This is a genomic window from Leptospira weilii serovar Ranarum str. ICFT (genome assembly GCF_000332415.1).
Classification (GTDB): Bacteria; Spirochaetota; Leptospiria; order Leptospirales; family Leptospiraceae; genus Leptospira; species Leptospira weilii_A.
Map to the genome: position 1 here is coordinate 73,404 of NZ_AOHC02000014.1, position 20,118 is coordinate 93,521.

Consider the following 20,118-nt stretch of genomic DNA (forward strand, 5'->3'; position numbering starts at 1 on the left):
TTCAAATTTCCTAAAGAGAGTCTATCAGTCCACCAAATCTATCGTCCACTTTTCGAATCGTCTTTGTGTCGGCTTCCGTCAAAGGAGGATACCAGGTTTTCATCCTGCAATCGATCACAACCGGAGGAAAAAGCGCCGGATGATTTCGGATTAATTTCGTGTCCGCGTAGATATCTGCGGCCGGTTCAAAACGGGTAAAAATCGACCAAATAAAATCGTGATCGGAACGGGTCGCGTCTTCGGAATCGTCCACGATGAACACGAACAAAAAATCTCGGATCGATTTTTCTTTCAAGAGTTTGGAAGGAACTCCGTCTTTGGTTTTGTAAGGGCGTCCGGAAACGACCAAAACTCCGGGATAAGGAACCTTCGGGTTCTTAAAGGAAGAATCGGCGAATTTTCCTTGAAACCGGCTTTTCAAATCGTTCTTCTTTTTGCCCGAACCCAAGAACACCGCCTTACTTCCTTTGTTTACCTCCGGTCCTGTGTAATCGAGAGTGTCCTGGGAAATATTTGAAAAAATATGAAGATCTGTAATCGGATTCATTCTTTCTAATACTCTAATAAACGTTTCTCTAAAGTCTTTTAGATCCACGTTTTGATCCGTTACGAGTAATACTTTTGTGAGAGATAACTGTCCTTCTCCCAAAATTCGAAGCGCGCCCGTAAACGCCTCTCCTTCGTATCTTTCCTGGACGATCGCAGCCGCAAGAGAATGTACACCCGATTCTTCGTAAGCCCACACCCCGCGTACTGCGGGCATCACGACGGGAAACATAGGAGATAAAAGATCTTGTAGATATTCGGCGATCCAATGATCTTCCTGAGGGGGACGACCGACCACGGTCGCGGGCCAGATCGCATCCTTACGATGATAAATTCGGTTTACTTGAACGATCGGATAGTCGTGTTTTAACGCGTAGTAACCGTAGTGATCCCCGAACGGGCCTTCCGGTTTTCGAATTTTGGGAGGAATCACTCCTTGAATTAAAAAATCGGCGTCCGCTACGATCGGCAGAGGAGAAAGATTCGGGTCTTTTTTGATCCTCAGCTTTTCACCTAACAAAAGTGAGGCGAGAATGAGTTCGCTGATTTCCTCCGGAAGCGGCGCGACCGCCGCAATCGTCAAAGCCGGAGGACCACCCGCGTAGATATGCACCGGAAGGGAGCGACCTTCCTTTTCGGCTTCGTAGTAATGATTTCCTCCGCCTCTGTGGATTTGGATATGCATTCCCGTTTCCATAGGACCATGGATTTGAATCCGATACATTCCCAAATTTCCTTTTCCGGTTTGGGGACTTTCCGTATAAACCAAAGGTAAGGTCACAAACCTTCCGCCGTCCTTCGGCCAGGATCGGATCGTCGGAAGTTCATGCAAAGAATCTAATGTGTTTTCAAGAACGGAAGCCGTTTTTACTTTTTTGAGTCCGACCCGAAGGGCCTGAAACGCGATGTTTCGCAATTCCCAAATTTTAGAGGGAGTCGGAGGAAGAATATGTCGGATCGTATGGGCGATTTTTTTTACGAACTGGATCGGATCCTCTCCGAAAGCGATTTTCATCCTCTTTGACGAACCGTAGAGATTGGTGGCGACGCTAAAACGGGAACCTTTTACGTTTTTAAAAAGAATCGCCGGGCCTCTTTTAGAAACGACCCTTCTTTGAATTTCAGCCAATTCTAATATCGGGTCCACTTCTTCTTCTATGACGAGCAACTCTTTTTGTCTTTGTAATTCCCTTACGAATTCGCCTGTGGATCTAATTTTCATAATATTATAATATTCCCACCGGAAGGTCCGGTTGTTTTTTGTTTTTATTTCTGAGTTTGCCGAGTTTTCCGGATATGGAGGATGGAAATTCTTCCTTAAGCGACGATTCTTCCACCCATTTGAATTCTACGTCTTTTTTCTTTTGTAGGATTTTTTCGATTCGAGAAACGTTCCCTTCGTCGAGTTCGCTGAACTTCAATTGAATCCTATGTTTGGTGATCGAGTGTTTTGCCCGCAAGGAACTTTGTATAAGTCCGGGATCGTCGAATAATTCTTCCACCCATTCATCCTTTTCATAAGGATGTTTTCCCTCCAAGCGAAACGGCAACGAATAGATCGTCTTAAAAAATCTTCGAGTTGAATACTTAACCAAAAGAATTCGGGCATCCGACTTTAAAAAAAGAAAATTGAGATCCAGGTCGACCCAATTCTCCGTCGATTTAGACGCGGGAATTTCTTTTTCCTTTTCGGCGGTCCTTGCTTCACAACGTTTTTCTAATGGACACGCGAAGCAGTTCGGAATCGGAACACAAACGAGCGCGCCTAATTCCATCACTGCTTCGTTATGATCTCCGGGCGATTCGGGTGTTAAAAACTCTTGCGCTAAGTTTCCCAGGGTTTGATTGGTGGAATTTGAAATAGGATCGGATTCGATCAAAAACAATCTGGATAAAACGCGTTTCACGTTCCCGTCTAAAACGGCATGATGTTTTCCGTAGGCGATCGATAAAACGGCGGACGCGGTATAACTTCCCACTCCGGGAATCGAAAGAGCCTCTTCGTAATTTTCCGGAAAAAGACCTCCGTATTTTTCAACGAGAAGACTCGCGCCTTTCTTTAAATTCCGAGCCCTTGAATAATACCCGAGCCCTTTCCAGTATCTCATCACTTCTTCTTCCGACGCCTCTTGCAACGCTTTCGGGTCCGGAAATCTTTGTAAAAATGTTTCGTATATCGGAAGCATCGCAGTGACGCGTGTCTGCTGAAGCATGATTTCGCTCACCCAGATTCGATAGGCGTTTTTATTGATTCGAGACGGAAGGTCTCTTTTGTTTTTTTGAAACCAAGAAAGTAAATTTTTTCTGAGTTCCGAGAGAAGTTTGACGTCGATGGGGTTTGTTTTAGATTTCACAGTCGTAAAGAAAATCGAAGGAAAAACCGAATTTTAAAAACGAAAACTTTTTTAAACTAGAATAGAAGAATATTCTAAAATACGAATTCCGGATCGATCTCGTTTTTTAGGCGTTGATTCGGAAATAAACCACGTCTCCGTCCTGAACGATATATTCTTTTCCTTCGATTCTGAGTTTGCCCTCTTCTTTTACCTTCGCTTGGGTTCCGGCTCTGTCCAAGTCTTCGTAACTCATGACCTCGGCTCGGATAAATCCTTTCTCAAAATCGGAATGAATCACTGCTGCCGCCTTCGGTCCCGTGCTGTTTAGAGAAGTCGTCCAGGCTCTCACTTCCACTTCGCCGGCGGTAAAAAACGTGATCAAACCCAGAAGTTTATATGCGGTTTTGATCATACGATCCAGACCACTTTCGGTCTCTCCGATTTCTTTTAAAAAGTCGAGTTGTTCGTTTCGATCCAGGCCGGAAATTTCCTCTTCAAAACGACCGCAAAGAATCACGAGTTCCGCGTTTTCATCCTTTGCCATTTGTCTGATTTGTTGAAGCAAAGGACTGTCTTTTTGGGCCGCATCCTTATCCGCAATGTTTGCGACATACATCACCGGTTTGTAGGTAATCAATTGAAAGGACTTCGCAATTTTTTTTTCGTCGTCTTTTAAGTCCGCAAGTCTCGCCGGTTTACCCGCTTTTAAAAGATCCAAGATCTTTTCAAGTACACCCGCCGTTTCCAGCGCTTCCTTGTTTCCGTTCTTCGCGTTTTTAGCGGCTCTTTGATACTGTTTATCGGCGCTGTCCAAGTCCGCAAAAATCAATTCCATGTTGACTACGGCTGCGTCGTCGACGGGATTTACTTTACCGTGAACGTGGGTCACATTCTCGTCTTCGAAAGCGCGCACAACGTGACAAATCGCGTCCACTTCTCGGATATGGGAAAGAAATTTATTTCCAAGTCCTTCTCCCTGACTGGCTCCCTTGACGAGACCGGCAATGTCCACAAATTCAATGATTGCGGGAACGATCTTTTGAGGTTTTGCGATTTCAGCGAGTCGATCCAGTCGTAAATCCGGAACTTCCACGATTCCTTTGTTGGGTTCGATGGTGCAAAAAGGATAGTTTTCCATCTGCGCACCCGCTTTGGTCAGGGCGTTAAAAATAGTGGATTTACCTACGTTGGGAAGGCCGACGATGCCGCAATTCAAACTCATGGAGTCAGATTTTCCGGGGAAGGTCTACACGAAAAGTAAAATCGTCATTCCAGTTCCCAGGATTTCCCGGAACCGTCGCTGTTGAGAGAAAAACTTTCTTGTTTGAGTCGAATCAGACGATTCCCTCGAAAGAAAAAATTTAAGACGGAAACTCCGTTTGGAATCCGAGGAGATGCACAACCCGTATAATAAATCCCATCCTCGAATCTTAAATCTTGCGGAAAATCCAAGAGTCGAATGAAAGTCATACCTTCCGTTTTTTCGGAAAGACTCGAGCTCCATTCTTCTGCGGTTTTGTCTCCGGCTAAGAATAGAATTCTTTCTCCGACCCGGGGAAATTCGATCGGATTCGTGTTGTTAGAAAACCGGAACTTCAAGGAATCAAAGGTCAATTCAAAGGAATCGTTTTGAATTTTGTCGTTTGCCGTAGGCGATGTCGTTTGTGCCGAAGTAGTCTGCGGCGTTTCTTGCGGTTTCGAAGATTCGGCTTTTTTTACTTTGGAAGAATTTTCGGAATTACTTTCTTTCGATCCATTCAAAAAACGTTGTTTAGATTTTTTTAATTTTCCGGCCTTGGATTTTCGATTCTTATTTTTTTTAAAAAAAGATTTCGTATTCTTTTCGGGTTTTACGTTTTCCTTTTTTTCAGAGAAAAAACCGATCCAAGGGAGGACGCTGTTGATCGAAGTCGGCAAATTCTCCGATACGGTTTTTGAAAAGATATAAAAATCGTAACCTTTTTGCCCGGCCAGATTCAATTGTTCAACGGGAAGTTCGGAAGAAAAAGATCCGTATCCGACGAAAAACGCGGTTCCGTTTTCCTGGACGCGTTTGTTCTTGAGCCTTTTGAAAAATAAGGAAGTGGATCTGTAATAACGGGGTTTATCCGCTCCAAAAGAGGGTTTACAAACGAACACAAAGCTGACCGGACGGTCTTTTAAACCTCCCGTTTCCGAAAATACATTCCGAAAACAGAATATACAAAAAATCAGGAAAATTATAAAACCTTGTTTGAGGACGATTCGAAACATCTTCGGATCAGCCGAGTCCGACGGATTTCAAAAGGGATTGTTCGAACTTCAAATAATTTTTCTCTTCCTTTTCCTGAAAGAGCGCATAACGCGTTGTAAATTCCGAATCTTCCCGATCGAGTGCGCTCCGCATTTCCGCAAGATGAGATTCCTCTTCTTTAAGAATCGCTTTTAGACTGACTGGAATTCCGTTTTCTTCCAAAATCCGATCGTATTCTTGATAAAGAAAATCGGCCCTTTCCTCAATGAGATGCGTGACATAGAGATACGAAAGGAAGGATTGTTTTTTGCCTCGAAACCCGGAAGCGTTTAGGTTTTTCAAAACCATTCCGTCCAGTCTTTGAAAGTAGTTGAAGGCGGAAAAACCGCAGTGTAGATTTTCGGTTTGATAATCCGGGCAAGAACCGGGAGAAACTCGTTCGCTCATCCGTTTGAAAAAATGGGCGTGTCTTGCTTCTTCCGAAGCGTGCCTGAGAATCATCTCTCCCATCGCGAATCCGCTTTGGGTAGCGAGAATTTTTCGAGAACCGATATGTTCCAAAAAGGAAATCGTGTTCAACCACCGGGAATGTTGTCGGCCGTTTTGGATGATTTTTTTTAAAAAAGAGCGAATCGCTTCCGGCGACGTGGAAGTTTTTGTCAAAGCTACGATCATAAACATATCCTTTGGGAAGGGCGGAAAAAATCATCGCTTTTTAGGCTTTCAGTTTGATTTTATGTAGGAAAAGAATTCTGGAATTTTAAAAATCTCATTCAATTATGAATACTATTTTAACATCGCTCAAGCAGTACGGAAGTCTCATCAAGTTTTCTCATACGCTGTTCGCTCTTCCGTTTGCGGGAATCGCGTTCATTCTCGCGTTCTTAAAAACATACGGAAGGACCGCTCAAGATTGGACGATTCTTTCGATTCTTATTTTGATCTCCATGGTGCTCGCAAGATCCGCGGCGATGGGTTTCAATCGAATCGTAGATACGGACATCGACGCAAAAAACAAACGAACTCGGGAACGTGAAATTCCTGCGGGAAAAATTTCAAAACGTTCGGCGATTCTTTTTGTGGTTCTTTCCTCTCTCGGATTTTTTATCGTGAGTCGGTTTATCAATCCGTTGGCCTGGTTTCTTTCTTTTCCGACTTTGACGATTCTTTTGGGCTATTCTTTGTCGAAAAGATTTACATGGTTCTGTCATTTTATATTAGGTTTTTCGATCGGACTGGCGCCGCTTGCAACTTGGGTCGCGATTCGGGAAGAAATCGTTCTCGAACCTTTGCTTTGGACGATCGGACTCGCATTGAACTTGGCGGGATTCGATATTCTTTACGCGCTTCAGGATCTGGAGTTCGATCAAAAAGAAGGACTTCATTCGATTCCCGCGAGATTCGGAAAAAAAAATTCACTTAGGATTGCACTTTTCAGCCATGTCCTTTGTATCGGATTTTTGTTCGCGGCGGGAATCGTTTCGAATCTGGGTCCGATCTTTTTGATTTTTTTAGCCGTTACCGGAGTTCTTCTATTACAAGAACATAAAATTGTAATAAATTCGGGAGACGATTTTTTCCCTCCTAAATTTTATCGAATCCATTCATTCATTTCCTCAATCCTATTCGGCGGGCTTTTATTGGATCGGATTTTCTATCTTGTGATTCTCGGCGATTGAGTTTGAGTTTTTTACCGACTTCTAAATAATAAGTACCGTTAATTTTTATCGCAAAATACTGTTTCAATGCAAAATAATCAGAGCCTGTCTCAAAACTTAAAACAATCGCAGAGATTCGCGGCCATTCCGATAAAATCGGACGGTTGGCGGACAAACTCTAAGTACTTTATTATATAGTAATTAGTAATTCTGCTTCAATTAGCGAATTGAAGGATTTACGAGAAAGACCGATTCAAAAATCGAAACTTTACGATTCTCTTATATAAATTTTCCGGAGATGAAAAATGAAACTAGTTTTAGGAATGGCCGGAGCCAGCGGTTCCATTTACGCGGAAAGATTTATCAAAGCGCTTTTTACGATCGAAGGAACCACGTTTTTCATCTGTAGCCCGGCGTCTCTGCGAGTTTTCAGAGAGGAAATGGAATGTAAGGTTTCTTCTTCGAAGGAACTTTTGGACTTTATCGTTTCCAAATACGAGATTGTAGATACTCGACACAAATTTGAGATCCGAAATTTTGCGGATATAGGAGCGGACATTGCCTCGGGTTCCAATGTTTGGAAAACGATGGTGATTCTCCCTTGTTCCATGAAAACGATCGCTTCGATTAACGCCGGTTTGACGGAAAACCTGATTGAAAGAGCTGCCGACGTGACTTTGAAAGAAAGAAGGACGCTTGTGGTCGTTCCGAGAGAAGCCCCTTACAATCGGATTCATCTCAAGAATATGTTGGAACTTCACGACGCGGGCGCGACGATTCTTCCCGCTTCCCCCGGATTTTATCAGATGCCTAAAACACTGGAAGACTTGGGTGATTTTATAAGTGAAAGAGTTTTCAGACTTTTGGGTATGGAGTTGAATCTATACCCTAGATGGAATCCGAGGAATTTCGAAGAGTAAGAAATCGTTTTTGTTAAGCGAAGTATTCTATGTCGTGAATCTTTTTCTTGAGAGTGGACGCGTCTTCGTAGTTCTCTTTCGAAATCGCGTTGAATTTCTGAAGATAAAGTCCGATCAACTCTTCTCCGGTTTGTCCCGGTAAGGCAAGAGCCTTTTTAAAATTGTCCAAATCGAATTCAGGATGTTTGGTCGAAAAATTTTCCACAAGTTGATCCATTTTGATGAGGGAAGCTTCTCTTGCGATTCCCGTGGATCTTCTGATTTTCAGAGAAAGATTTGCAAGCGCATCCAGATATTCTCTGACACCGCTTTCTTCTTCCGGAAAATTGACCTGTCCCCCGCCCACTTCCCGATTTTTACAGATTTCAACGTATTTGATTACAACGCTGTTGAACTGATCCATTCTTTCCTGGATGTAATCATTGGAGGCTTCTTTAGAAACGGGCATCTCGAAGTCGCGGATTTTAATCACGTCGTATTTTTCTATATTTTCCGAGATTACCTTCTTCAATTCCTCATAACTTTCCAACGACACGGGCGGGAATGTTACGACCGGAAAATTTTCTCCGATTTTCAGAAAGCTCACCACCACGTTAGACGCGATGATCTTTCCACCTGGACTGAGAGGGTTTTCGCCAAAGACGTTGCAATATACGATCAAATTACCAGTTGGGTTTTTTTCGGATCCCTTTTCAAACTTCAAGGTTCACCTCCCTTCTCTCTATCTACAACAGACTCCAAAGCGGATATTATTCCCACTTTTTTATTTCTTCATTTAAGTTATCGAATATGGTTTTGTAAGCTTGATACACCGGACCCTCCTTATCCTTAAGCACGGAGGGTTTACCGTCTTCTCCTGCGTTCATAATGTCCATCGTAAGAGGAATGCCACCGAGAAAACGTGCGTCGGAGGATTCGGCCAACTTATGACCTCCGCCCTTACTGAATATGGCAGAAGCATGTCCGCACTTAGGACAAATGAACTCACTCATGTTTTCAACGATTCCGAGAATCGGAACCTTTACTTGAGAGAACATGGCGGACGCTCGGGTTGCGTCTAAAAGCGCGACCGATTGAGGCGTGGTTACGATCACGGCTCCGTTTAAATCGATCAGCTGCGCGAGTGAAAGTTGAACGTCTCCGGTGCCCGGCGGAAGATCGATGAAAAGATAGTCGAGTTCATCCCAGACGATGTCGTATAGAAATTGTTCGATCGCTTTTCCAAGCATCGGACCTCTCCAGACAACGGGTTGTTTTTCATCGATTAAAAAGGAAAATGAGATGAGTTTAAGTCCGTCTTTTTCCAAAGGATAAATTTTATCTTCTTCGGCTCTTAACGCCACTCTTCCGTTGATTCCGAACATCTTTCCGACGGAAGGGCCGTAAATGTCTGCGTCTAAGATCCCGGCCTTGTAACCGAGCGAGGCCGCAATAGCCGCGAGATTGACCGTAACGGTCGACTTACCGACTCCGCCTTTTCCGGAACCGATCGCGATCACATTCTTAACTCCCGGAATTTTATTGGAATCATCCAGAACGAGTTTGGGGTCCACTTCGAATTTAATCTTCACCTTTCCGACTCCATCCAGTTTGGTGAGAGCCTGACGGATCTGCGCTTCAAGGCCGATCTGAATCCTTCTATCTTGGTTCGGAGTTTTGAGAAGAATATTCGTTTCCCCTTCTTGGATATCCAAGGAACCCACCATACCGAGAGATACGATATCCTTTTTGAGTTCGGGATGTTTGATCTTAATCAATTCTCTTTGAATTTTAACCGCTTCGATTGTTGACATTCTATTCCTTTTCCGAATAGGAAACCAAGGGCGCTTCCGTAAACTTAGACTTTTCTATATTGTAAGTATATCTTTGAATTTTTACATTCTGTTTTTGAATTTCCAAAAGATGAAATCCGCTTTCGTGTCTCGCGTCCGAAAGGCGCGTACTGGAGGCGGAATTCACGACGTAATAAGGCAATTCGTTTCCGGGGAATTTTACCCAGTTGGTATGGACGTGACCGTGCAGATAAACGAGGGGGGGGTGTTCCTTCAATAAGGAAGCGATCTCTTCCCGATTTAGCAATTTATGATGTACGGTTTCCTGTCTATCGGCCGGGTTCCAAATCGGATGATGACATACAAGAACGTAGTTTCCGATTTTTTTTTCGGAAAGAAATTTTTTCGTTTGTAAAACAACTTCCGGTCGGATCCTGCCGTAAGCGTTCAGAATCGAAAGGGGATTATTGGAATCCCAACCTACGAAGTGTAAATCGCCGATTTTTTTAATGCGAATATAGTGTGCGTTATGCGAAATCGATTCGCCCGAAAGTTCGGAGAAATATTTTTCGTAAAAAGCGTTTTCTCCCGCGGATTGTTTCATGTAACGATCGTGGTTTCCCGGAATATAAAAAACTTTTTCTTGGGGAAGTTCGCTTAATATTTTTCCGGCCGTTTTGAATTCCTCTTCGTGAGATACGTTGGTAATATCTCCCGACACGACGATCGCATCCGGGTTCGTCTCAAGAATAAAATTTAAGATAGAGTCCCAAACTTTCTTAGGATATTTTTTTTTTCTTCTAAGATTATAATTCAAATATCCTAAGAACATCTTTCCCTTCAGTTGAAAGAATGGAACCGAAGTCGGAAAGTGTAAGTCTGAAAGGTGAAGGATTTTCATTCGGATTCGAAAAGTTCTAAGATTCCCAACACGTCCCCTTTGCGAACGATAGACCCTTTCTCTTTTATAATTCGCGTTAGCTTTCCTTTCACGGGTGACTCCATGGGAAAACAAGCCTTATCGGTAACGAGTTCTAAAACTTCCTGACCCGGTTCCACAAAATCGCCTAACTTCGAATTCCAATAAACGAGTTCGATCTTGTCGGTATCTCCGAGATCCGGTGTGATCAATTCAAAAATGTCGGATTTTGGTTTCATAGTTTAAAACAAACTTGCGTAAAAGACTTTGTGCGTCAATGATACCTAAAAAACTCGGTGGGGATATATGGCAAACCAGAAAACGGCGCTTAAAGGCAGCGAGATTTTGAAAAATATCGAAGCTCTTAAGAAAAAAAAATTCTTTCACCTTGAACTCAAAGGTCTGACGAAACCCACTCGGGACATTTTATCAGAACTAGTAAACGGGATTTTATCGGAGATCGGCGCCAATCCTTTAGCGGGTTTTCATCTTTTTAGCGGACTTATGGAAGCCCTTCTCAATGCGATCAAGGCAAACATTCGCCATATAATTTTCAGGGACGAGCTTCTTAAAAAATTAGAACAGGGAGAATCCAGTCCCCAAAACGCGGAAGAACTTTTGGAAATCATAATGGAAACCTCTCTTCTTAGAGACGCAATGCATCGATACATCGTTCCTGAAAAAGTAAAAAGACAAGTGCAAAGCGTCCTTTTACTGGAAGATAAGATTCGTACAAAAAAGAAAGTTCTTACGGAAAGTGAAAAAGCGTTTCTCACCGACGTTCGAGCAAAAATCAAAAAGTACAATATGAACATTTCTCTGAAGATTCGTATCACTTCCGAGGAACTGAGTTTTCGGATTCGTAACGATTCTCCCATTCATCATTTGGATTTCGAGAGAATTCAAGAATCCAGACTCAAACACAAAGAACTTTTTGATAGCGGGAATTCTGCGGATTTTTTTCGTCCCGAATTTTTAAACGAGAAAGAAAGCGCCGGTTTCGGAATTGCGATGATCGACGAAGGTTTTTATTCCATCGGTCTAAATCCTCTCGATTTGCTTACGATCACTTCCGGCGCAAGAACCACTACCGTTTACATGAAATATCCGATCTCCGGATTGAAGGTGGATTTTTGAGAGTTTTCTAAAATCTATTTAACGTGAATTCGTGGAGAAAAATTTCTTAAAAGTAAAGTTTGTTCCAAAACCTATTAACGGCACTTTCTAATTAAAATGGTAGCAAACGCCCATTGCTTGAGAAAAAAGGGAGAGCGAGTTCGTAAAAAATCAATGGAACGTCATACGTAGTTGGATCTGTTGCGAGTTAACCCCTCACTCATTCTTTTTTTGACTCTTTACACTTTACAAGCACTAACTTTTAAGACTATTTTATTCATTGAAAATACGCTTAAATTTCGTGAATTGAAAAATGAGAACACAATTTGAAGAAACGTGAGAATTCTTTTTAAAGTAAAAACTTCATTCGTAATGAACACTTACTGAATACCCGATCTGTTCTTGATTATTATAAACGTTATATCAGATCCTTTAGATCTTTTTCACTCAGACCGGTGATTCTAAGAACTACATCTAACTTAAAACCTTCTTTCAACATCCTACGGGCCGATTCAAACTTTTCTTTTTCAACCCCCTGAAGTTCACCGGCCTCGAAACGAGCCGCTAAGTCATACGCATAGTCACGATCGGATTTCAACTTTGCTTCCAACTCATCCCGTTTCTGAGGATCGTTCGAATATTGTTCTAAAATTGTAAACGCCTTATTTAAATCCGGAGTTTTATCCACTAAGATTCTCATTTCTTCTTCCTCCAACTCAGAAGTATGTTTTAACACATACAGCCAGATTTCTAAATTATTCTTTAAATCCCTTACGTCGTTTTTTACGAACTTACCCAGTTCTAAAAAATGAATCTCCACATCATCCGTTAAGATTATATCCGGATTTGACTCTTCTCGAAACTTAAACTTGCTATGAAAATTCTCCGAAGGAATTAGGTCAAAGTCAACTATATTTATCTGATACACCGGCTTCAAATCAGAATACATAGAACCTCGGTTTAACTGGTTCCGAATCAATCCGGAAAGATAATACATACTTCTTTTAATGAATGAACTCTGATGAGCTACTTGGATTTCTACGTGAAATATTTTTCCGTCTTCATCCTGCGCCCGTATATCTAAATACGAACGTTTGTCGTTTGGAGACGAACCTACAAGTTCCGGATTCAGAATTTTTATATTTCGAATCGTATGTTCCCTGTCCGGAAATAGAACACTATTTAAAATCGAAATCAGTAATTCCGGTTCTTTTACGAACAGAATCTTAAACATCAAATCATTGGTTAAGGGAAAGAAGTTTTTAGACATCGGCTTGGTTCTTTGTGTTTCGGAATTTCTCTTGGTCTTTTTTTACTCCTTAAAACGATCGATTCGATAAATCTTACCGCTACCGAAGTCGCTCAAGTAAATCTTTCCCGCCGCATCTTTTCCAAAAGAAGAAATTAGAACGGGCCATTTCCCGAGGTTATAAACTTTTTTCGCGGGTTGTCCAAGTGAATCGGGAAGTTCTAAGGCCCAGATTCTACCCGAAACAAAGTCGGCGAAAACGTATTTTCCGTTTAAATCCGATATTACTTTATTAGAATATACGTAACCGCCTGTAATCGATTGTCCTTCCTCTCGACCATATTCGTAAATCGGATCGGTCAAACCTTCCTCCTTACAATTCCGCTTCGGTTCAAAACAATGGGATGCTTCTTTAATATTCCATCCGTAATTTTTTCCGCGTTCTACGATGTTGATTTCTTCCCAGAGATCCTGTCCTACGTCGGCGACAATCAATCTTCCTTTGAGGTCAAAGCTGTATCTCCAAGGATTTCTAAAACCGAAAGCGAACGTTTCGGGTGCGCAACAAACATCGTCGATAAATGGATTGTCTGCGGGTATTTTATACGGCTTTCCGTTTTCCGAAGAATTTACGTCGATACGGAGCATACTTCCTAAAAGGGTTTTCGGATTTTGTCCGTTTTTCTTAGGATCGTCCTTCCAGCCTCCGTCTCCCCAACCTATGTATAAAAATCCGTCGTGTCCGAACGCAAGCTGGCCCGCATTGTGATTCGGATACGGCTGAACCACTTCCATGATAATCCTTTCGGAGGTTATTTTAGAATTCGCTAAATCTTTTGGAGAAGAAGCGATCCATTCGCTCACTCGACTCGTATCCTTTCCGTTTACCTTTAGAACGTAGTTGAGATAGAGTTTTCCGTTTTTTGCAAAATCGGGATGGAACGCAAGACCGAGCAAACCTTGTTCCGCTTCCGAAAGAACATTCAAAGTCAATAATATTCCGGTTTCGTTTTTGCGAACTTTTCCCCAACGGAGTTTTCCTTTTTGTTCTGTGATTAAAAAGGTTTCCGTTTCACCGGGAGGGAATTGAATGTCCGTGGGTTGTTTGAATCCGGCGGCGACTTCCTTGAGTGAAATCAAAATTTTGTTTTCGTCTTTCCCGGAATAGATCGGTTGGATAAGATCCGAATTTCCTTCCGCCTTGTACTTATCCGGCGCGCCCAAAACTTCCACGAGAGTTTTTTGAATCCATTCGCAACCGTTTGTAAAAACGAGAAGGATGGATAAAAGGAAGTAAATGAAAATTTTTTTACAGAGAAAAGAATCTAATTTCTCTCTTTGATTTTTTGAAAGACGAACGGTCCTTGGATCGTTTTCCATAGGAGAATGTTTCCAATTTTTACGGACCGGTTTGGAGTATAAGAACATGCGGGATTCTTTGGACGTTTTTTGAATCCAAACGCAAACGTTCTTAAGGTTCGAAAAACAAAGGAAGATCGAATGTAAAAACGTAGTTTCGTTTTTTTGAATGAAGAATCGAAGACGGGCAACGGTTGTAAAAAACATAACGCCCAAGAATTTTGATTTTTGAAACCGAGTCAAATCAAATCTTTGAACCAAGGAAACGTTGAATCTTTTGAAAAAATTCGAATTCCTAATTTAAAGAAATGGAAACTATTTTTTTAACGCGGGTTGGTATAACAAATGCGAAAGCGATTATTATTTGCGAGCTGCGGAGCGACCCAGGAAACTCAGTGAACGCCTTCCTATGGGTCGGCGTTCAGGGAGCGAACGCACTCGAGTTTTTTATTCGCCCAAGATTTCAACGACCGAACTCACGTTAATTACATATTTTTTGTGAACTCTGTACAAACGACCTTAAAATCCGAATTTAAGATCGTTGGTTTTAAAGAATATATTGGCTCAGATCCTTGTCTTGAATCACATCTTGTAGTCGGCCCAAAACGTATTTTCCGTCGATTTTTACTTTTCTTTGACTTTCAGCAAGATCAGGGCCTTCAAAACTCACTTCTTCGAGCAAACGTTCTAGGATCGTGTTGAGTCTTCTGGCTCCGATATTCTCGTGTTTTTCGTTCATATCGTATGCGATTCTTGCAATTTCTTGAATGCCGTCTGTCGTGAATTCCAACTGAATTCCATCCGTGGAAAGTAAAGCTTCGTACTGTCTTGTAAGGGAGGAACGGGGCGCGGTCAGAATTTTTTCAAAGTCCTGCCTGGAAAGTTTTTCAAGTTCCACACGAATCGGAAATCTTCCCTGCAATTCCGGAATGAGATCGGAAGGTTTTGTCATATGAAACGCACCCGCCGCGATAAAAAGAATGTGATCCGTTTTTACGGGACCGATCTTTGTATTGACCGTCGCCCCTTCCACGATCGGAAGAAGATCTCTTTGAACTCCTTCTCTGGAAACGTCCGCCCCGCTCTTTCCTTCTCTTCCGGCGATTTTATCGATTTCGTCTAAGAAGATAATTCCCATTTCCTCCACTCTTCGAAGCGCTTCCTTTTGCACCTTATCCGGATCCAGAAGTTTTTCGGCTTCGGATTCTTCCAAAGCCTTGAGGGCTTCCGGAATTTTCAGTTTGCGTTTTTTATTTTTTTTGGGCATCATATCTCCCAAAACATTTTGAAGCTGACTATCAAGGTCGTCTAAGTTCCCCGCTCCGAAAACTTGAAGCATCGGAATCTGAGACATACTCGGGTTGGGAAGATCCAGTTCCACTTCTTGCTCGTCCAACTTTCCGGTTTTTAATTTCTTTCTCATAAACTCTCTAGTTTCGAGAAAATGAGTTTTTCTTTCTTCCTCGTCAGGAAGCGGAGAAGTTGCAAATCCGGTAATCTGTCCGGAGTTATGTTTGTTTTCACTCGGAAACGGAAGTAGAATGTCGAGTAACGAGTCTTCCGCTTTTTGTTTTGCGGTTTCTTCCACCCTCGTTCTGAATTCCTGTTTTACAAGATTCATGGATATGACCGCAAGATCTCGGATCATGGATTCTACGTCCCTTCCGACATAACCGACTTCGGTGTACTTGGTGGCCTCTACTTTTAAAAAGGGTGCGCCGCAGAGTTTGGAAAGTCTTCTTGCAATTTCCGTTTTTCCGACTCCGGTCGGTCCGATCATGATGATGTTTTTCGGATAAATTTCCTCTCTCATTTCCGGATCCAGTTTTTTACGTCTGGTCCTGTTCCTAAGAGCGACCGCGACCGCTTTCTTCGCGTTTTTCTGGCCGATGATATGTTCGTCCAACTTTGTGACGATCTGCCGGGGAGTCAGTTCTTCTTCGATCGGCAGCATAAGGTCCTGGTCTTTGGTGTGCTCTGTCATAGTTTTATCTTTAAAGAATTTCTTCTACGGTGATATGATCGTTCGTATAGATACAAATGTTTGCGGCGATCTTCATGGACGATTCTACGATTTCTCTCGCGGACAAATCCGTATGATCGTAAAGAGCCTTAGCGGCGGCTAACGCGTAATTTCCACCGGAGCCGATCGCGATCACTCCTTCGTCCGGAGAAATCACGTCCCCGGTTCCGGAAATCAAAAAAGATTCATCTTGATCGGCTACGATCAAAAGGGCTTCGAGCCTTCGGAGCATTCGGTCCGTTCTCCAATCTCTTGCGAGTTCTACGGCGCTTCTGGAAAGACTTCCACCGAATTCCTGAACTTTCTTTTCAAAAAGTTCGAAAAGAGTGAACGCGTCCGCGGCCGAACCCGCAAATCCGGAAAGAATTTTTCCGTCGTAGAGTCTTCTGATTTTTTTCGCGGTATTTTTCATGACGGTGTTTCCCATAGAAACCTGACCGTCTCCTCCGATGGCTACTTTTCCGTTTTTTCGTACACAAAGAACGGTTGTGGAACGAATCTTATTTTCTGGCATGGGGGTGGGCCTTTCTATAAACCTCTTTGATTTTTTCCTTACTCACGCTCAAATAGATCTGAGTTGTGGAAAGAGAAGAATGTCCGAGCAATTCCTGCACCGCTCTGATTTCGGCTCCCGCATCGAGGAGGTCGGTCGCAAAGGTATGTCTGAATTTATGAGGTGTGATCGTTTTCTCCCAACCCATTTTTTTTCTTCTCTCATTCAAAATATAACGAACGCCCCGAGTCGTCAGTTTCTTTCCTTTTTGATTCAGAAAAATTTCCTCCACATCGGGAAAAAAACCGTTTCTATATTCCAAATATTTTTGCAAAGAATCCACGGCTTCCTTTCCCAAATAAACGAATCTTTCTTTTTGTCCTTTTCCAAGAACTTTAAGAATCGTTAAATCCTTGGAAAGAGCCCCAAGTTTTGCGTTTACGAGCTCGAAGACACGAAGACCCGAAGAATATAAAACTTCGATCATGGCCCGGTCTCGGATCTCGGAAACTTCCGAACTTTTTTCCGCTTCAAATTCCAGGATGTCTTCGGTTTCGAGGATTCTGAAATTTTTAGGAACGTCCCTTCTGACTTTCGGGAAACTGATCTGGGCCGCGGGATTGGATACAACCTGATCGTCTCGGAGAAGAACCTTGTAAAAGGTTCTGAGCGAGGATAACTTTCTACTTTGAGACCTGCGATCCAGCTCGTGTTTTTTTGCGAGATAGGCAAAATAAGATCGAATGTCCACGGATTCGATCTGAAAAATATCCAGTTGTTCCTTTTCGCAGAACTCGAAGAAAAATTTCAAATCGATGCTGTAAGCGTTGATCGTATTCAGCGAATAATTCTTTTCGATTCTTAAGTAGGTTATGAATTTCTTGGCCGCTTCGTTTAACGACTCGGAAGAAAATTTTGGAAATTGGAAAGGATATTCGCCCAATGAAAGTCTCCGTATATGATTTCTAAAAAGAATCGAAACGATTCCGTCTTTACTGATTATCGGAGAGTTTTCGAAATCCGTTTTTTCTTTCTCGGATCCAATCGGAGATTTTTTGCAAAGATACTTTGACTAACTCCGGAATTTTTTCTTTTTCTTCCGGGCGAAAATTAGAAAGTACATAGTCGGGAACTTCCGAAGTTGTGGAAGGTTTTCCGACACCGAATCGCAAACGGAAGAATGTGTTCGTTCCGAGTTTTTCTACGATATCTCGGAGTCCGTTGTGTCCCGCGTGACCGCCTCCGCCTTTGAGTTTTAATTTTCCGAATTCGAAATCGATTTCGTCGTGGATCACCAAAATATTCTCGGGCGGAATTCCGTTTTTTTTTGCGATTTCGGCGACGGCCTTTCCGGAAAGATTCATGAATTCGAGGGGTTTTAGATAAAAGATCGTAACCGCGTCCTCGTCGGTTCTCGCAAGAGAATACTTGGAGTTCGTTTGATAACTTCCTCCTTCCAAAAAAGCGTCGAGGATCACAAAACCGATGTTATGCCGGTTGTGCGCATACTTTTGGCCGGGATTTCCGATTCCTACTAGCAGAAGTTTTAAGTTTGCCATGGTTGGAGAATCTGATTGAGCATTTTTTCGGTCGCGTGTACCGCCGCAATCGTTTGATCCGGATGAACTCCCATCGTTTTGAAAGTCAGATCTTCGTCTAAGTCCGGAGATTTATTCCAGGTAATCATCGTTTCCACAAGAGCGTCGGTTTTTCCACCGGGAGGAATTCGAACTTCGTAATCTATGAGTTTGGGAATGCCGATTCCGAGTCGATTGGTGATTTTTGTAAGGGCGTTCATAAACGCGTCGTAACCGCCGTCTCCCTCGGAAATTTCTTTGTGAATTTTTCCTTGGTATTCGAGTTCGATCTGCGCGTGCGGACGGATTCCGATTCCGGAATGAATATTACAAGATTTGATAGTGATTACTTTTTCACCGGTTCTTCCCGATACGTCCGCGATGATAAACGGAAGGTCTTCCGGAGTTACGAGTTTGTTTTGGTCTCCGAGTTCGATGACCCTTTCGAGAACTTTTTGAAGAACCGTGTCACTTAAGACCATCCCGAGTTGTTTTACATTTTCGGAGATGCTCGCTTTGCCGGCGAGTTTGCCGAGCGCATAACTTCTTTTTCTACCGAAACGTTCCGGCAAAATCGGGTTGGCGTATAGATTTCCTTTTTTGTCTCCGTCCGCGTGAACTCCCGCGGTTTGAGTGAATACGTCTTCGCCTACGATCGGTCTGTTTGCGGAGATTCTTTTTCCGCTGAACACTTCCACGAGACGACTCGCTTCCGTAACCGAAAGTTCGTTTACGTTCGTCTTCGCTTCCGACTTATCGTGGATCGCCGTGATGAGAGCTTCCAAAGGAGTGTTTCCGGCTCTTTCTCCGAGCCCGTTCATGGAAGCGTGTAAACCTTTTACTCCCGCACGAATCGCCTGTAAACTGTTTGCAACGGAAAGATCGTAGTCGTTGTGTCCGTGAAACTCGAAATGAAGATTCGGATATTTTTGAACGAGACTGTCCACTCCTTGGAAGGTCTCTTCGGGGGAAAGAACGCCTAACGTGTCCGGAAGAAAAATTCTTTCTATATGTTCCTTGCTCAGATGATCCACGAGGGCTAGGACGTAATCGGGGCTGTTTCTAAAACCGTTGGACCAATCTTCGAGATATACGTTGACCTTAAGTCCGTTTTTGATCGCGTACTCGATGACAAAGGAAACGTCCGTAAAAAATTCTTTCGGAGTTTTGTTTAATTGTTTTTCAAGATGATGTAGGGAACCTTTGGTGAGAAGGTTCAAAACCTTGGCGCCGCTGTCTCGGATCCAATCCACGGTTTTATTTCCGTCCACAAATCCGAGGAGTTCGATTCGATCCGTGAGTTCTTCGGTCTCGGCCCATTCTATGATTTTTTGAACCGTTTCAAATTCTCCTTTGGAAACTCTTGCGGATGCGATCTCGACCCGATCCACATTGAGTTTTTGTAATAAGAATTTTGCAATATTCAGTTTTTCGGAAGTGGAAAAACTGACCCCTCTCGTTTGTTCTCCGTCTCTCAAGGTTACGTCTAAAATCTCCAGAGTGTTTTTTGTTTTTGTCATTTGAGATACCTTTTGAGACTTTCCTTATCAGGGCCCGATACTTCAACGAGGGTGGAACCCGGATTGGAAATTCCATATCGGGAATAGTCGACTTCTTTTAAAAAATCGTGGGATCGGATCGTATCTATCGTTAATTTTTTGAGAATTCCTTCTCCGATTCCATGTACGATTTCGACCAGAGTTTCTCCGGCCAAAAACGCTTCCTGAATTTCCCTTTCGAGTTTCTGTTGAGCTTCTTCGAACCTGAGTTTTCGGATATAAATCGTTTTCGCACCCGAATATCCAGATTTGACAGAATTTTTTTTCATACGATCCGGGCTCTTTCTTCGTACCAGTGTTTTTTTGTTCGGAAGTACAGAAAACAAAGAATTTCATTTTTTATGCTTTCACTCTCCGA

General features: G+C 42.7%; 20 protein-coding genes. 3 read left to right on the forward strand and 17 right to left on the reverse strand.

Annotation, left to right across the window (positions count from 1 at the left end):
• Nucleotides 1-10 precede the first annotated feature (10 nt).
• The 5 genes from LEP1GSC060_RS03430 to LEP1GSC060_RS03450 form a co-directional block, all read right to left on the reverse strand.
• The gene (locus LEP1GSC060_RS03430) at nt 11-1,768 is read right to left on the reverse strand and encodes a UbiD family decarboxylase (RefSeq protein ID WP_002996153.1); all 1,758 of its coding nucleotides are present in this window, start codon (nt 1,766-1,768) and stop codon (nt 11-13) included.
• A gap of 4 nt (nt 1,769-1,772) precedes the next feature.
• Nucleotides 1,773-2,900 (reverse strand): A/G-specific adenine glycosylase, encoded by a 1,128-nt coding sequence (gene mutY, locus LEP1GSC060_RS03435; RefSeq protein WP_002996210.1) that lies wholly within the window; start codon nt 2,898-2,900, stop codon nt 1,773-1,775.
• A gap of 106 nt (nt 2,901-3,006) precedes the next feature.
• The gene (gene ychF, locus LEP1GSC060_RS03440) at nt 3,007-4,104 is read right to left on the reverse strand and encodes a redox-regulated ATPase YchF (RefSeq protein WP_002995943.1); all 1,098 of its coding nucleotides are present in this window, start codon (nt 4,102-4,104) and stop codon (nt 3,007-3,009) included.
• A 44-nt stretch (nt 4,105-4,148) separates the two neighbouring features.
• Entirely contained in the window at nt 4,149-5,135 is a 987-nt protein-coding gene (locus tag LEP1GSC060_RS03445; RefSeq protein ID WP_002996256.1) for an LIC11612 family fibronectin-binding protein, read from the reverse strand.
• Between the two features lie 7 nt (nt 5,136-5,142).
• A complete protein-coding gene (locus LEP1GSC060_RS03450; RefSeq protein ID WP_002996263.1) occupies nt 5,143-5,790 on the reverse strand; it encodes a ferritin family protein in 648 nt (215 codons plus the stop codon).
• A 104-nt stretch (nt 5,791-5,894) separates the two neighbouring features.
• On the opposite strand from LEP1GSC060_RS03450, the gene LEP1GSC060_RS03455 reads away from it, so the two are divergent.
• Nucleotides 5,895-6,794, forward strand: a complete 900-nt coding sequence (locus LEP1GSC060_RS03455; protein WP_002996011.1) for a 4-hydroxybenzoate octaprenyltransferase — start codon at nt 5,895-5,897, stop codon at nt 6,792-6,794.
• A 284-nt stretch (nt 6,795-7,078) separates the two neighbouring features.
• The gene (locus LEP1GSC060_RS03460; RefSeq protein WP_002996257.1) at nt 7,079-7,693 is read left to right on the forward strand and encodes a UbiX family flavin prenyltransferase; all 615 of its coding nucleotides are present in this window, start codon (nt 7,079-7,081) and stop codon (nt 7,691-7,693) included.
• A 13-nt stretch (nt 7,694-7,706) separates the two neighbouring features.
• Here the strand turns inward: LEP1GSC060_RS03460 and LEP1GSC060_RS03465 are convergent, their stop codons facing one another.
• The 4 genes from LEP1GSC060_RS03465 to LEP1GSC060_RS03480 are packed head-to-tail and all read right to left on the reverse strand — an operon-like array spanning nt 7,707 to nt 10,623.
• Nucleotides 7,707-8,396 (reverse strand): hypothetical protein, encoded by a 690-nt coding sequence (locus tag LEP1GSC060_RS03465; protein WP_002996018.1) that lies wholly within the window; start codon nt 8,394-8,396, stop codon nt 7,707-7,709.
• Between the two features lie 46 nt (nt 8,397-8,442).
• A complete protein-coding gene (locus tag LEP1GSC060_RS03470) occupies nt 8,443-9,486 on the reverse strand; it encodes an Mrp/NBP35 family ATP-binding protein (RefSeq protein WP_002996298.1) in 1,044 nt (347 codons plus the stop codon).
• Between the two features lies 1 nt (nt 9,487).
• Nucleotides 9,488-10,366 carry a metallophosphoesterase family protein gene (locus tag LEP1GSC060_RS03475; RefSeq protein WP_002995914.1) on the reverse strand — a complete coding sequence of 293 codons (879 nt, stop codon included), beginning with the start codon at nt 10,364-10,366 and terminating at the stop codon, nt 9,488-9,490.
• Complete coding sequence (locus LEP1GSC060_RS03480) at nt 10,363-10,623, reverse strand: lipoyl domain-containing protein (protein ID WP_002996185.1); 261 nt, start codon at nt 10,621-10,623, stop codon at nt 10,363-10,365. The genes LEP1GSC060_RS03475 and LEP1GSC060_RS03480 overlap by 4 nt, the downstream gene beginning before the upstream one ends.
• Before the next feature lie 67 nt (nt 10,624-10,690).
• Here LEP1GSC060_RS03480 and LEP1GSC060_RS03485 point away from each other — a divergent pair, with 67 nt between their 5' ends.
• Nucleotides 10,691-11,521 (forward strand): hypothetical protein, encoded by an 831-nt coding sequence (locus tag LEP1GSC060_RS03485; protein ID WP_002995968.1) that lies wholly within the window; start codon nt 10,691-10,693, stop codon nt 11,519-11,521.
• A gap of 397 nt (nt 11,522-11,918) precedes the next feature.
• On the opposite strand, the gene LEP1GSC060_RS03490 is transcribed toward LEP1GSC060_RS03485, so the two are convergent.
• The 8 genes from LEP1GSC060_RS03490 to LEP1GSC060_RS03525 form a co-directional block, all read right to left on the reverse strand.
• Nucleotides 11,919-12,770: an Rpn family recombination-promoting nuclease/putative transposase gene (locus tag LEP1GSC060_RS03490; protein ID WP_002996094.1), complete on the reverse strand. Its 852-nt coding sequence runs from the start codon at nt 12,768-12,770 to the stop codon at nt 11,919-11,921.
• Between the two features lie 42 nt (nt 12,771-12,812).
• Entirely contained in the window at nt 12,813-14,129 is a 1,317-nt protein-coding gene (locus LEP1GSC060_RS03495; RefSeq protein ID WP_230458299.1) for a PQQ-dependent sugar dehydrogenase, read from the reverse strand.
• 526 nt (nt 14,130-14,655) lie between these two features.
• A complete protein-coding gene (hslU, locus tag LEP1GSC060_RS03500) occupies nt 14,656-16,092 on the reverse strand; it encodes an ATP-dependent protease ATPase subunit HslU (RefSeq protein ID WP_036095272.1) in 1,437 nt (478 codons plus the stop codon).
• A gap of 10 nt (nt 16,093-16,102) precedes the next feature.
• The gene (gene hslV / locus LEP1GSC060_RS03505) at nt 16,103-16,645 is read right to left on the reverse strand and encodes an ATP-dependent protease subunit HslV (RefSeq protein WP_002996179.1); all 543 of its coding nucleotides are present in this window, start codon (nt 16,643-16,645) and stop codon (nt 16,103-16,105) included.
• Entirely contained in the window at nt 16,632-17,567 is a 936-nt protein-coding gene (locus LEP1GSC060_RS03510; RefSeq protein WP_002995974.1) for a tyrosine recombinase XerC, read from the reverse strand. Before LEP1GSC060_RS03510 ends, hslV begins: the two co-directional genes overlap by 14 nt.
• 49 nt (nt 17,568-17,616) lie before the next feature.
• Nucleotides 17,617-18,183, reverse strand: coding sequence for an aminoacyl-tRNA hydrolase (gene pth, locus LEP1GSC060_RS03515; RefSeq protein WP_002996091.1), 567 nt, complete (start codon nt 18,181-18,183; stop codon nt 17,617-17,619).
• Nucleotides 18,171-19,721, reverse strand: coding sequence for a (R)-citramalate synthase CimA (gene cimA, locus LEP1GSC060_RS03520; RefSeq protein WP_002996080.1), 1,551 nt, complete (start codon nt 19,719-19,721; stop codon nt 18,171-18,173). Before cimA ends, pth begins: the two co-directional genes overlap by 13 nt.
• Nucleotides 19,718-20,029: a Smr/MutS family protein gene (locus LEP1GSC060_RS03525; RefSeq protein WP_002996290.1), complete on the reverse strand. Its 312-nt coding sequence runs from the start codon at nt 20,027-20,029 to the stop codon at nt 19,718-19,720. The genes cimA and LEP1GSC060_RS03525 overlap by 4 nt, the downstream gene beginning before the upstream one ends.
• Between the last annotated feature and the right edge of the window lie 89 nt (nt 20,030-20,118).